At 50.2% G+C, this 14,026-nt stretch carries 11 protein-coding genes and 1 pseudogene; 5 read left to right on the plus strand and 7 right to left on the minus strand.

Going from position 1 to position 14,026, the window contains the following annotated elements:
• The 3 genes and pseudogenes from IQ235_RS05130 to IQ235_RS05140 form a co-directional block, all read left to right on the plus strand.
• A pseudogene (locus IQ235_RS05130) lies at positions 1-487 on the plus strand (GspE/PulE/PilB domain-containing protein); the annotation flags it as partial.
• Between the two features lie 626 nt (positions 488-1,113).
• Positions 1,114-2,577 carry an Asp-tRNA(Asn)/Glu-tRNA(Gln) amidotransferase subunit GatA gene (gene gatA / locus IQ235_RS05135; protein WP_264320423.1) on the plus strand — a complete coding sequence of 488 codons (1,464 nt, stop codon included), beginning with the start codon at positions 1,114-1,116 and terminating at the stop codon, positions 2,575-2,577.
• 297 nt (positions 2,578-2,874) lie between these two features.
• A complete protein-coding gene (locus IQ235_RS05140; protein ID WP_264320424.1) occupies positions 2,875-3,639 on the plus strand; it encodes an alpha/beta hydrolase in 765 nt (254 codons plus the stop codon).
• Between the two features lie 201 nt (positions 3,640-3,840).
• Here IQ235_RS05140 and IQ235_RS05145 read toward each other — a convergent pair whose 3' ends face one another.
• From IQ235_RS05145 to pilM, 3 genes are all read right to left on the minus strand, one after another.
• Positions 3,841-4,710 carry a hypothetical protein gene (locus tag IQ235_RS05145; protein WP_264320425.1) on the minus strand — a complete coding sequence of 290 codons (870 nt, stop codon included), beginning with the start codon at positions 4,708-4,710 and terminating at the stop codon, positions 3,841-3,843.
• A 2-nt stretch (positions 4,711-4,712) separates the two neighbouring features.
• Positions 4,713-5,492, minus strand: coding sequence for a PilN domain-containing protein (locus IQ235_RS05150; protein WP_264320426.1), 780 nt, complete (start codon positions 5,490-5,492; stop codon positions 4,713-4,715).
• 121 nt (positions 5,493-5,613) lie between these two features.
• Complete coding sequence (gene pilM, locus IQ235_RS05155) at positions 5,614-6,723, minus strand: type IV pilus assembly protein PilM (protein WP_264320427.1); 1,110 nt, start codon at positions 6,721-6,723, stop codon at positions 5,614-5,616.
• A 244-nt stretch (positions 6,724-6,967) separates the two neighbouring features.
• Between pilM and IQ235_RS05160 the strand changes: the two genes are divergently transcribed.
• A complete protein-coding gene (locus IQ235_RS05160; RefSeq protein WP_264320428.1) occupies positions 6,968-8,260 on the plus strand; it encodes an ABC transporter substrate-binding protein in 1,293 nt (430 codons plus the stop codon).
• An 85-nt stretch (positions 8,261-8,345) separates the two neighbouring features.
• On the opposite strand, the gene psbV2 is transcribed toward IQ235_RS05160, so the two are convergent.
• The 4 genes from psbV2 to IQ235_RS05180 form a co-directional block, all read right to left on the minus strand.
• Positions 8,346-8,855, minus strand: a complete 510-nt coding sequence (gene psbV2, locus IQ235_RS05165; RefSeq protein ID WP_264320429.1) for a photosystem II cytochrome PsbV2 — start codon at positions 8,853-8,855, stop codon at positions 8,346-8,348.
• A gap of 108 nt (positions 8,856-8,963) precedes the next feature.
• The gene (gene psbV, locus IQ235_RS05170) at positions 8,964-9,455 is read right to left on the minus strand and encodes a photosystem II cytochrome c-550 (RefSeq protein ID WP_264320430.1); all 492 of its coding nucleotides are present in this window, start codon (positions 9,453-9,455) and stop codon (positions 8,964-8,966) included.
• Positions 9,456-10,218: 763 nt separating this feature from the next.
• Positions 10,219-11,157, minus strand: coding sequence for an acetyl-CoA carboxylase, carboxyltransferase subunit beta (accD, locus tag IQ235_RS05175; protein WP_264320433.1), 939 nt, complete (start codon positions 11,155-11,157; stop codon positions 10,219-10,221).
• 158 nt (positions 11,158-11,315) lie between these two features.
• Positions 11,316-12,140: a prepilin peptidase gene (locus tag IQ235_RS05180; protein WP_264320431.1), complete on the minus strand. Its 825-nt coding sequence runs from the start codon at positions 12,138-12,140 to the stop codon at positions 11,316-11,318.
• A 594-nt stretch (positions 12,141-12,734) separates the two neighbouring features.
• Between IQ235_RS05180 and IQ235_RS05185 the strand changes: the two genes are divergently transcribed.
• On the plus strand, positions 12,735-14,026 hold a 1,292-nt coding region (locus IQ235_RS05185), incomplete at its 3' end, for a PAS domain-containing protein (RefSeq protein ID WP_264320432.1).

Raw genomic sequence — 14,026 nt, forward strand, 5'->3', positions numbered from 1 at the left:
GTTGTATTTCGAGCGGCAAGCTGAGTGTGGAAGGGTTCTCTGGAGCCAGGATGGGATGCTCCAGTCCGTCTTAGAAGATCTTCGGTTACCGGTATTTCAAGGCACCATCAACGAGTTGAAACGATTGATGGGATTGCCTTTGATTCCCGTCAAACATGCCAAGCAGGTCGAAATCGAACGACGCTACCAACAAGACCAACTGTTACTGCGTTTTCGAGTCAAACGAGGGGATTGCGGTGAAGAAGGAACGCTGCAAGTTTTGCGAGGTGCAGCCCTGAAATTCTACCAACAACAGAAAATCGCTGACTTGAGTCGCGAGGCCCTGATGACGGCCCAGCAACTGCATAAAAGACTCTATGAGATTCGACAGTACAGCGATCGCCACACAAATACCCATCTTTCACCGCAGCAGCTGGAGGTGCTCCCGGCTATCGAGCAGATTTTGCGACTGGTGGCCAAGGAAATGGATACTTTACAAAATGGGTAAGTCGTTGGGTGAGCGACTCCCGGTATTAATCTAAACGTATTTATCGCGGGGAGTGTCGGTGATACGATATAGTTCTAGCGTTCAGGTTGAAAATCCGTTGATAAGCCAACAGATACATTCAGAAAAAATCCACACCATCGGTCAAAAAAAGAAAAGCACGCCGGGATATGGCATTCTCTCTTGAAACACTAAGTCAGCCATTGACTTGCACTGATTCTAGAAGAAGCTAAAACACCCAGACAAACGTACCGTAGGTCGTAGGAAAACGTGGAAGCGGACTTCCTCAAAGCTTGCGGGCAGCCACCGGGCACAGTCTTTTCTACCACAACTCGAGACCGGGTCAGTCATCCGGGTATCGGGGCGTGGATTGCCAGGGACGGAATACAGTATTCCTGAGTTGGATGGAAAAATGTCCGGTTCGCCGGACAAACCCAGAATTCCGATCGGGACTAGGTATTCGAGCGAGTTGGAATTGTAAGGATGTCAGTGGGAGCGTCTGGCTCCGATGGCGAGTGTAAAACGCTCCCGCAATTGTATCCCTCGAAATCATCTTGACGTTCCACGAGTCTAGGGAATGTCAAATGAACTTAAGGATGTAGAATTAAAAGTCGAGTAGAGGTTCGTGCATGGCATCCATCCGCAAACTACACCAGCAACTTGTAAGTAAAGAACGATCGGCCGTAGAAATTACCCAAGAAGCTCTCGCGCGTCTAGAGGTGCTAGAGCCGAAATTAAAAAGCTTTCTTTGGATAGGAGCCGAGGCGGCTCTGGAGCAGGCTCGTCGCGTGGATGCCAAAATCGCCGCCGGGGAAGAAATTGGACCGCTCGAAGGCATTCCCGTTGCTTTGAAGGACAATCTTTGTACTCAGGGGGTTCCCACCACCTGCGCTTCTCGCATTCTAGAGAATTTCGTACCCCCTTATAACGCCACCGTCGTTGAAAAGCTCGCCGCTGCTGGTGCCGTTATTATTGGCAAAACTAACCTCGATGAGTTTGCCATGGGCAGTTCTACGGAGAACTCGGCCTATCAAACCACAGCTAACCCTTGGGATGTGACGCGAGTACCGGGGGGATCGTCGGGAGGCTCGGCTGCTGCCGTCGCGGCGGAGGAGTGTGTTGCTGCCCTCGGCTCCGATACCGGAGGATCGATTCGCCAACCGGCTTCTTTTTGCGGTGTGGTGGGGATGAAACCCACCTATGGGTTGGTGTCCCGTTACGGACTGGTGGCTTTTGCCTCGTCCTTGGATCAGATCGGGCCTTTCGGTCGAACCGTCGAGGATGCTGCAATTTTGCTCGAAGCGATCGCCGGATACGATCCGAAGGATGCAACGAGCATCAAGACTGAAATTCCCAACTACTTGGATTGCTTGAAGCCCAATTTGCGTCCCAAAGGTCGCTTGAGAATTGGGGTGATTCAAGAAACCTTCGGAGAAGGATTAGAGCCGGGCGTTGAGAATGCAGTCAAAGCGGCGATCGAGAAATTGCAAGAATTGGGTGCCCAGGTACAGGTGGTATCCTGCCCCACTTTCCGCTACGGCGTGCCCGCCTACTACGTTCTGGCTCCCTCTGAAGCATCAGCCAACCTAGCGCGCTACGATGGGGTTAAGTATGGGATGCGCGTCCCCGATGCGGATAATCTATTAACGATGTACGGCAAAACCCGCGCTCGCGGTTTTGGGGCAGAAGTGAAACGTCGGATTACCATCGGGACTTACGCTCTCTCTGCCGGGTACTACGATGCCTACTACCTGAAAGCGCAAAAAGTCCGCACCCTAATCAAACGAGATTTCGAGAAAGCATTCGCTCAAGCGGATATCTTGGTGAGTCCAACCTCTCCAACCACCGCCTTTACCCAGGGAGAAAAAGCTGACGATCCGTTGAGTATGTATCTGTTAGACTTGATGACGATTCCCGTGAATCTGGCGGGTTTACCGGCATTGAGCGTACCTTGCGGTTTCGACGAGCGAGGATTGCCTATTGGGATGCAACTCATTGGGAATCTTCTTCAGGAGTCTACTTTATTTGAAGTGGCTTATGCCTACGAGCAGTCGACTCCCTGGCACCAAAAAAAACCGATTTTAGTAAGTTGAGCGATCTGGATAATCGAACAGAAGATATGCAGGGTTCGAGCTGAGCCATCGCCCATCTCAATTTATATTTCTCGTACCTCTGCATAGGGTGGTTTGTGACAAGAATTCAACTCACCGCACAATGAATAGATTGTTAGCCCAACACTACAACTTCAATTGAGGATAATGCCAATTTCGCTACTCAATGGGTCTAAGTGGCCAGTATATGTCGTGCTGCTACTAGTAACGATATATGGAGGTATTTGCCTCTTTTTTCTGCTTTTTCAGCAGCGATTAATTTTCGTTCCGTCATCGGAAGTGACTGTAACCCCAAGGGAATTGCAACTCGACTATGAGGATATTTGGCTACCCGTTTCTTCAAGTTCTCCTAGTAAAGTCGAAAAAATTCATAGTTGGTGGATACCAGCAACGAATCAGTCGGACAATTCTCACGTCCTTCTTTACCTTCACGGTAACGGCGGTAATATCGGTGTCAATCTTTATCAAGCGGAACGCTTTCATAAGTTAGGGTTTTCGGTCTTATTAATTGATTATCGGGGGTACGGAAAGAGTACGGGACCGCATCCGAACGAGTCGCGAGTGTATGAAGATGCCGAAACCGCTTTAAATTATTTAATTCGAGATCGAGGAATTGACCCCGATCGCATTTTTTTATACGGTCATTCTTTGGGAGGGGCGATCGCGATCGAAACCGCAACTCGCAATCAAAATATTGCCGGTTTAATCGTTCAATGCTCTTTTACCTCAATTTTAGAAACAGCCAATAGTCGCAAACTTTATTCGCTGTTTCCTTTGAATTTTTTACTGTATCACGAGTTTAATTCAATCGAAAAAGTGCGATCGCTATCAATGCCAATTTTGTTTATTCACGGTCAAGAAGATGATGTCGTTCCCGCCTATATGAGTGAAGAACTCTATGCAGCGACATCAGCCCCCAAACAGCTTCATCTCATCCCCAATGCCGGTCATAACGATGTTGCCTCGGTCATGGGAGATAAGAACTATTTCGATCTCATCGATCGATTTTTAGAACAAGTTCGGGTACGGGAAAACCTAAAATGACTTAAACACTCAGCACTGAGTCGGTCTGACCGTCAGCTCGCAAAATCGAAGGCGCTGGATGTTAACGAAGAGAGAAAGCATTGAAATCGGGAATAGAGATCGAGAAGGAGAATGACTAAAATCGGGTGGGTCGGACAATTCTCGAACGTCACGACATCTTGCCCACCCGACCAGTCAAACGATCGGGGATCGTGCCTTCTATTAGTTCTGCTCTTCTTCCCCTTCACCCTCAGCCGGTGGTGCCATCATTGCTTCTAACTCCTCTTGGGTCAGAGGTAAAAGCGCTTGAAGTTGAAACGACATGGTCAGCTTCGTTTCCGGCTGGCAGGTGGAAAGCGGCCCTTGGGAAGTCAACAAAACCGCCGGTGATGATACTTCAGCCTTCATATTCACAACTCGCAGTAAAGGCTGTAGCTTCTCGAGCTGAATTAAAATCAACCGAGCGCGATCGAAGTTTCCTTCGAGTTCCACATTATAAACTTGGCGCTTGACTTGATTGTTGGCATTCACTCCCAACGAACCGTCATTCACCAACTCGTAACCGTCAGAGGCACTTGTCTGGGGAACTTGCGGCTCAAACTTAGTCAGCTTGGACTGGGCGAAAAATCCCTCAGCGCGATCTTCGATTTGCGGGTAGTTATTCACCACGTAGGCGGGACAGCCCCGTTCTTGCAGTTGAGACCGAATGACATCGGCGGTGAGCTGGGGATTTCGACGTTCGATTTGCTGGTTGAGATCGAGTAGTAATGTGTCCAGGTTATTGGGATTGCTGAACATTTGCTGCACGTCGCCTTGCACCAGTTTGGCTTCGTCGAGCTTTGCCTGGGCATCTTCGATCTGCTCTTCGATCTCGCTTTGACGCGCCAATTTATCGTTGAGAGATTTAATCTCTTCGTTTAAGGTTGCGCTCTTTTCCATGGCGGGTTTGACGTAATTCAGACCCAGCCAAACCGACAACCCCAAACCGGCGGCCGCCAGCAGCATCGCCAGCACGGGGGGAGAGAGGGTGATACCAAATAGGACAAACCCTGGGGCTTCTTGTTCTTCCGCGTCAAATTCATCGTATGCCACGATTAAATAACTCCTCTTTGCTGAAGTGTTTTAATTCTATCGACCAGCCCTTGAGCGCCTTTGCGTTGGAGTTCGGGCAAAAGTTCCGTTGCTGGGGTCGAACTGAGTTGGGTGGAAATTGTATATTCCACCACCTGCTTGAGTTCCCCTTCAAATCGGTCTTCCGAAGCTTGAATTTCCTGGTTGGGATTGTCCACCAAGGTCGCTTCGAGCAGACGAGTTTGGGAACCCTGCAAGAACGACGAACGCTGAAGAACGATCGTAAAGTCGTTCACGTCATTAAACGATTTGGCGTAGCCCTTAATTTCCAATCTCGAGGGAGGAGGTGCGGATGGTGGGGCTTCAGGATCCACAGCGGCTTGGGTTTCATCTTCGAGCTGTTCGACGGTGCTGATGCGAACTCCGGGGGGGATGCGATCGCGCATATCCTGCATCAGAGCCGACCAAGGCTTAATGTAGTTGAAGACGCTGCCGAGAGCCTCGGTCTGCTTTTCAACTAAGTCCGTTTCCGTTCTAATCTGTAGCAGCCTCTGTTCGCTGGCGGCCACCACCCCGAGATCGTTTTCGAGCTTTTGCTTTTCGGCTTCGAGTTTTGGAACTTGAACTTTCTCGAAATACACCCAAGCACCGGCCGTGGCAAGTAGAAACGCTACAGCCACGCCACCACCGGCAATTAAAGCGGCTTTACCGGGAATTTCGAGTGGGGGTCTGGAGCTTTCTCGCCCCCCAGTTTCGGGAAGTGGCTCTCGATCGTTGAGAAAATTGATATCTATGCTGTACATAAGTCCACTCTAGATTCTAGATTGTAGATTTGAGATTGTAGATTTGAGATTTTCAGGGTATTTCAAAGTTCCCAAAGTCAGAAATCTCAGAACCCAAAATCGTTTTTTTCCGATCTGTGACTTACACCTCCCGCATTCCTAGACCCAATGCGATTCCCAATCCAGCCCGGTGCGATGATGGCATCATCTCTTCATCGACATCGATTCCCAAACTCTCGATAGGATCGACTTGGCTGGTGGGCAAGCTCAACCTTTGGAAGAAAAATTCGTCAAGTTGTCCGATGGAACTGCCCGGCCCGGCGAGAAAGAGCTGTGCCACCTCCAAACCGTCGCTTTGGTTGAGGTAAAAATCGATCGAACGGCGGATTTCGTCGGCTAGTTCTCCTAAGACTCTTACCATCGCAGTGGTTCCGGGATTCGTCCCTCCCATTGTACCCATGGTCATCCCATCGTTACTAGTCACGGGGATCGTCATCCCCTGAAGGAGTTCGGTATTGCGAGAAGGGGGCAAATTCATCGCTTGGGACAGGGCACTTTGAATTTGAAAGGTGCCGATGGGGATGGTGCGGGAGAAGTGGGGAACCCCATCTACTACCACGGCAATTTCGGTGCTATCGAACTCCAAATCGGCAAGGACGGCTGCTTCTGAAGGGGTAAACTGTTGCAGCTTGTCTTGGATGGTACGCAGTAGGGAGAAACTGGTGACTTCAATGACATCGAGATCGAGTCCAGCTTCTTGGAACGTGGTGATGTAGCTGTCGGTAATTTCTTTGCGGGTGGCCACCAGCAAGACTTGTACCTTTTCGATATCGTCTTCGTCGAGAACCGAACCGAGTTTTTGATAGTCTACATCAGCTTCTTCTCGGGGAAAGGGGAGATAGAGTCCCGCCTCTTGGTTGATGTAGTCGCGCAATTCATTAGCATCGTTGAGTTCGGCGGGGACGGGAACCACGCGAGTAACCGACTCCCGTCCGGGAATGGCGGTGGCGATGTTTTTGGCTTTAATTTTATTTTGGCTCAAAATTCGATCGATCAACTCCGCCATCGCCGGTTGGTCGATAATTTGACCGTCCTCGAAAATGCCTTCGGGCACTTCTTCGGAGATAAATTGTGCGACTTTAAAACTTTGACGCTGCTTTTGCAGTTGAATCACGTTGATGCGATCGGGCGCAATTTCGATGCCTATTCCCTTTTTTGACTTGGAAAACAGGTTTTTAACGAAGTTAACCACGGCTGTTCCTTAAAATATATCGATCGGATAAGTAGTCGGACATAAATAAGCACCTGCGGTACCAAGAATTATACGATCGCTCGCAGTTTTCCCACACCTACTTGCCCCGTCTCTTACCCGATCGATTTGAGAAAACTCAGTCGAGGGGCGATCGAGAGGGATATCAATAAGTTTAGCGGTTGATTTACTCGATCGGCGATAGGATAAAACAGTTTACTCGATTTCATGGGAAGGGGCTGGCTCGATGAATCGACTCGAACGCGATCGACGGTGGGGACTGCGGCTGCTTCTGGGACTGATGCTCTGCGTGCTGGCAAGCTGCGGTTTCGCGATCGATCGCGCCGTCGAAAATGCGACCGTCGAGTTCTGGACGATGCAGCTTCAACCTCAGTTTACCGAGTATTTCCAGGATGCGATCGCCCGTTTTGAAGCCAATCGTCCGACCTCGAAAATTGCCTGGATCGACGTACCTTGGTCGGCGATGGAGCGGAAAATTCTCGCTGCCGTTTCCGCAAGAACGGCCCCCGACGTGGTGAATCTGAATCCGAACTTTGCCTCGCTGCTTGCCGGACGCAATGCGTGGCTGGATGTCGGGGCAAGGGTTCCCGAAGCCTTGCGCCAGCAATATTGGCCCGCTCTCTGGCAGGCGAGCATTTTGAACGATCGCGCCTTTGGCATCCCCTGGTACGCCACCACTCGCATCACCATCTACAATACAGACATCTTGCGCGAGGCGGGAATTTTCGAGCCTCCCACCACCTACGAGGAATTGGCGCGTTTTGCCCGCCAGGTGAAAGAGAAAACGGGCAAATATGCCTTCTTTGCCACCGTCGTCCCGGAAGATTCGGGGGAAGTTTTGGAATCTTTGGTTCAAATGGGGGTTAAGTTAATTGACTCGAAGAGCCGCGCGGCATTCAATACCCCAGAAGGAAACGCTGCGTTTCGCTATTGGGTCGATTTGTACCGACAAGGGCTTCTGCCCCGAGAAGCACTGACCCAAGGTCATCGACGGGCGATCGAACTCTATCAGGCGGGGGAAGTGGCTCTCTTGGCTTCGGGCCCGCAATTCCTGCGGACGATCGCCCAAAATGCTCCGGCGATCGCGGATGTTTCTGAGGTGGCACCCCAAATTACCGGAAAAACCGGAAAAAAAAGCGTCGCGGTGATGAATTTAGTTGTTCCTCGGAATACCAAGAAACCGGAGGCGGCAATTGCTTGGGCGTTGTTTATTACCAACCCCGAAAATCAACTGGCATTTGCCAAACTTACCAATACCCTACCCTCTACCCAAGCGTCCCTCAACGATCCCTATTTCAACGCTCTCCCCTCCGATGCCTCACCGGTGGATGTGGCAAGGCTTGTCAGCGCCAGCCAATTGCCCGATGCCGAGGTTTTAATTCCCCCAATAAAAGATGTCGATCGCTTGCAGCAGATTCTCTACGACAATTTGCAGGGGGCGATGTTAAATCAGAAAAGCGTCGAAGAGGCGCTGTCCGATGCCGAAGAAGCCTGGAACCGCCTTCAACTTCCCCGCTAGTTTTAGGGTTGGGAGAAATGGGAGAGAGAATAAAAAATTCAAAATTCTCCCGAAATGCTAATCCCGCAGCCTCCCTTTCCCCATCCTAAGACTCGACTTCGTAAACTTTCTTGCCCCAACTAGAAACTTTTTCCCCAGCCCGAAGGACATAAGCGGCAACTTCTTCAAGTTCCGATCTCGACATCCAGTTTTCCGACACTTGGCGACACCAGGAACTGTAGTCGTCACCGTCGTAAGTCATGGGTTCGCGCATGAAGGCAACAAACCCGTTGAGATTGTCCCGAGGAGGAGTCGCCCCAGCCAAGTTTTCTCCAGATAGGGTAATTGGCGGAATTGGAACGTTCGATCCCCCAATATGACAGTAGAGACAACCGTCGTCGAAGCGCTGTTTTCCTTTTGATAGCTCGATGGCTGAAAAGTCTCGCGTTTCCCCGGTTTCATCAACTTTGATGGGGACGGGTTGGGCTGCGTCTAGATAGCGACGGATGTAAGGATCGATGCTTTCGGCTCGTGCGGGGGAGCACCATAAACAAATCCCCAGCCATACCGAACAGAGTAAAAGCAGGGGACGAGATGAAAAAAATCGATGCAGCATTAATACTAAGGTGTTAGGTTTCGATCTTTGACGTTAGGTTTGGAGAGAACGCCGAGCATTGCCGATTGCACTGGCTATTTCCCCAAACTTAACCCAAAAAACTCACGATCAATCGTAAACCTTACCACCACCCCAGGCAATCCCGCGCAGTTTCGGCTGAATGAGAATATGACCGGCCATGGCATACAAATCGTCATCGGAAAGATTTCTCATTTCTCCAAAAAGATCCGCACTCGATGTCGCCGGATGGAATTCGGAAATATCGATTTCCCCATCGTAAGTTGTGGGGTTTTTGAGGTAGTCTACGATGCCTTCAATGGTATCGCGACGGGGAGTGGCGAACGCGAGAGACTTTTTGTCTAATTGCACGTTCGGATTGGTTTTCGTTCTCCCGGCAGGATGACATTGAGCGCAGATACTACCATAGAGTTTTTGACCCTTTTTGGCTTCTTTTAAAGTCAACGTCACCATTTCATCCCGATCGTTCAAGAGAACGGTGCGGGTTTCTTTGTCTAAATCCAGCGCCATTGCACTGTCAATAAAAATTTGAAATGCCAAGAATACAGTGGCTACCACCAGCCAAATGTATCTTTTAAACATGGTTTTCCTCTACACTTTAGGTTTAGTTAAAACCGCCCGAGTTGTTTTCCATCCCCTGTCTCTAAAACAGAGGCGCTGAACCTCTCGATTAGTTTAGTAATGGGCAGATATATTTTTGGATGAAATCGCCTTAAAGCCGACTCCGATCGCCACAGATATCAATTCGGCTCGATCGTCCGATATAGTGCCCTAATATTAACGAGATTAGGAGCGCTACGCTCGCTTTTGCCTCTTGCGCTAGCGAGACTCACTCGATTCGCCGATCTAATATTTTTTACTTCTTTTAACGGGAAGTATAATTTGCTGTGGCTATCCCGATCTACGAGGTAAAAATCGCGCCCGCGATCGGGTAGAGTCCAGTCAATATTTCGGTCGATGTTATGATGATGGTGGCTCAAAACATTTGCTATGAATTGAGCTTCGTTTTTGACGGATACCATCAGATTCCGCCTCACCACAAATACTGCCCGATCGGTTAGAATTGTGGCAACTTTCTATCCCGTCGATCGGTTACAAGACATTGGGTTGTTTGCAACCTTCCGAGGTTTTTCCTTATGGAATAGCGAGATTGAAAAATTGTGAGAACCTCTCACAAGTTATTAGAGTACCATGAAAAGTCACGCTTATCTGATAGATTGATATCCCTGATACCGTTCGGGGGGATTTGGGGAACAGATTAATGGGGAGAATAACGACTGTGCGAATTAATAGTCCGTCGTTCGTTCGGGCTTCCCCCACTTCCCCATGAATCGTCAACTTTCTTCTAGCGATGCGATCGCTTCGTTCCGGTCGAACTCAAAGGTAAAGATGTCTGGGGTAACGGAATGACGTGGGACGCGACCGTTTGAGGTTGGTGTAAGCGAATGAGCTGGGCGAGGGTCGGCTTGAGCTGAGTGCGGGGAACGATCGTATCGACAAAGCCGTGAGTGAGTAAGTCTTCGGCCGATTGGAAGTTCTCCGGCAGCTTTTGGCGTAGGGTCTGCTCGATGACGCGACGACCGGCAAACCCAATAGTGGACTGGGGTTCGGCGATGATTATATCGCCGAGCATGGCAAAACTAGCCGTCACGCCGCCCATGGTGGGATGGGTGAGGACGGGGACGTATAGAAGCCGTGCGGCGCGGTGGCGCTCTAGGGCTGCCGACACTTTGGCCATTTGCATCAGGCTCAACATTCCTTCTTGCATTCTCGCGCCGCCAGAGGCGCAGACGATAATTGCCGGGAGTCGTTTCCGGGTCGCTTGTTCGATGGCGCGAGTCAGCTTTTCTCCCACCACCGATCCCATGCTGCCGCCCATAAACTGGAAGTCCATCACGGCCAGAACGATCCCAAATCCATCAAGTTTACCCAAACCCGTTTGCACGGCATCAAAGAGGTGAGTTTTTTCTTGATATTCTCGCAAGCGATCGCTATAAGTTTTACGATCTCGAAACTGAAGCGGATCTTGAGGTTGCAATTTCTCGTTTAGGGGGACCCAAGTTTTCGCATCGATCAATTGCTCGATGCGTTGGTCGGAGAATACCCGATGGTGGTGGTTGCACTCCGGGCAAACCATTTGATTGGCACGCAAATCTTTGGTGTAGGTTAAAACTCCACAAGCTTCGCACTTCGTCCACAGCCCCTCGGCAATATCTCGCTCGTGTCGATCTCGATCGTTCGAGTTCGATTTTTGTCGATTTGCAAACCAATCAAATAGAGACATAACGTTTGGGGTTTCCTTATCTACCAGCAATTTACAGCTGCGATCGAGTCGATATTGACGAATGGGAATGGTGTTGCGCGACCGACATTTTCGCTCGATCGTCATTCATCATTTTTGATGCTTTACTAACCAGATCGACTGACACCTATCCTATCAAGTTACGCGACCGGGAAAAATAACTTCACGTATGCAGACAAAATCGATTCTCCCCAAATCGCGGCAATGCCAGCCCCCAAAGCCAGACTCGGGCCGAACGGCATCGGTTGGCGACGACCGAGCCATCCCATCGCGATCGCTCCCCCGCCCGCGAAGGCACCGATGGCACAACCGATGAATCCGGCAAGCAACATCAATTTCCATCCCAACCAAGCCCCCATCATCGCCATTAATTTGGCATCCCCTTCTCCCATGGCAGTCTGTCTGAGAATCACCGAACCCACCAGGGAAATGATATCGAGCACCCAAATTCCGATAACGGCCCCAACGATACTCACCATCAACGCCTCGATACGAGTGGGTTCTCCATCGACTTCTCCAGCCAAGGCTACTTGAAAGATCGCCCCGAGAACGAGTCCCGATTGCGTTAGGGAGTTCGGAAGGGTCTTTGTATCGACATCGATCGCACTTAAGGCCAGCAGCCAGCTAAAAAAGATCCAGTATCCCCACGTGGTGGGAGACCAACCGTAGGTGGCAAATACCAGCCAAAATAGTAAACCCATTGCTGCTTCTACCAAAGGGTAGCGCATAGAAATCCGACTGCGGCAGTGGGCGCACCGACCCCGCAACCACAACCAGCCCAGAACTGGAACGTTTTCCCGCGCACCTAGCCGATGGGAACAGCGAGGGCAGCTAGAGGGGGGCCACAGCAGGGAGCGTCCGGCGGGTAATCGGTAGATGACAACGTTGAGAAAGCTGCCGATTGCCGCGCCAAAGATAAAAACTAGCCCGATCGCCGATAGAGCCAATAGTCGATCTGCACTCAAATTCGTTTTCTCTCCCGATTCACTGCCATGCCTCCCCCATTTTAGGGGGAGACTACCGGGATTTTCTCTTGGCGAGCTGTTGCCCTTTCCAGGGTTGGCGATCGATATTCTTACCATCGGTCGTTATAGCCACTGCAAAATTGATTAGACCTGTGCGACAAAGATGCGGGTGCGTCCATGTGCTCGTCGATCGAATTCACAAGACGCCTTCTCGATTCTCCGTGCCGCCAATAGAAGGCTAAAGATGGAAGATTACACGTATTTTTTCCTCCGTCGTTCGATGACAACTCATTTTTTTCTCCGTGGCAACCGGGAAACAGAGCACTCTTGAGGGGTCAATTGTATCAGTGTAATTACAGGGAAATTGAAGGATTTCCGGTATACTAAAATTAAAATTTAGCTTCAACCAGTACGATTGCTGAGGTTAAATCAGTTTTTCATATTGACCTTGCCGAAAATCGTAAAGTCTAACGGTTTTTCAGTATCGGTTTTTGGGTGGTGTAAGTTTGCAAAACTTGATGAGATGCTCCCGGCAGTTATCGTGTTTTTTTTGACCTTCAGAATTCAGGTAACGACCGAAAACTTATACCCTCTATGGAAACAAAATTTGTGCGTGCGAGTTTGACAGCTTTATTCGAGCGATTGACCCTTCGCATTTCTAGGAATCTTGTCGGGTCTGTTTTTATTAATACGATTGTCATTTTTATTGCCATCCTATTGGAAAACCCCCGGTCGATCGAAGCAAATGTTGCCCTAGGATGGCAATCGTCCCTAACTGGCGTCGGGCATATTTCCGCACTCGCGGCGATATCGAGCATTTTAGTCTCTCTGGTGGCTCGGCAAACCTTAACGCCCAGAGAAATAAGGTCGAAAGCCAAGAAGCGGCAATGTCCATGTCGCCAAGCTGAAGACCCTCCACCGATCGTCGAAGGTGAAAGTCAGTCGATCGCCGCTCGGGGTACAGAAGAGACGAGTGAATTGTCGGTTTTGCCGTTCGATCGATTGTTACTCGATACCATCCGAGCCATTGAAAGCGCTCCAGACCTCCAGAGCGCTCTAGAAATAACCCTGGTGCAAATCTGCCAGAGCGTTGGGTGGGACTACGGAGAAATCTGGGTGCCCAGTGGAGACGGACAGGCGCTGCAAAACCATCCAGCTCATTACATTCGACCCGATCGACCCATCGCCGTTCGCAACGCCATTGAGGAATTTCGTGCCTTCAGCGAAGGGCTGACCTTTTTACCCTCAGAAGGATTACCCGGACAAGTTTGGACGACGCTTCAATCGGAGTGGATCGAGAATCTAGCGGCCGAACCCGGTCGAGTCTATTTACGAGAACCCCTGGCGCGAGAATGTGGATTCAAAGCTGTCCTGGGTATTCCTCTCTTTGAAAATCGGAGCGATCGGGAATCGACCGTACTGGCGATCGCGCTCTTGTTCGTTATCAAGCCTCATCCCAACCAGCGACAGGTTGTCCGGTTCTGGTCGGCAGCCAGTTCTCAGTTAGGAGCGATCGTCGCTCAAAAATCGCTCTATGCGGAGTTTCAAGCCTATTTGGCCGCCACCACTGATGTGATGCTCGCCATCGACGCTCAAGGATACTGCTTGAAAATTGCTCCAACTCTAACCGATCCTGCTTACCGGGCCGCTCACGGGGAAGTCGGTCGATCGTTGCACGATATCTTCGATTCGGAACAGGCTCGAACTTTTATCGGTTATATCTGGAAAGCCTTGAGTACGAAAGAACCGGTTCAAATTGAATATCGTTTGACGATTCCATCGGAACATCCCGTTCCACGAAACGAAGGCGAAAACGAGGTGTGGTTTTCCGCCACTATTTCACCGCTGTGTGAAGATGCCGTTATCTGGATCGCGCGAGATATTAC

The sequence above is a fragment of the Zarconia navalis LEGE 11467 genome, from assembly GCF_015207075.1.
Lineage (GTDB): Bacteria > Cyanobacteriota > Cyanobacteriia > Cyanobacteriales > Geitlerinemataceae > Zarconia > Zarconia navalis.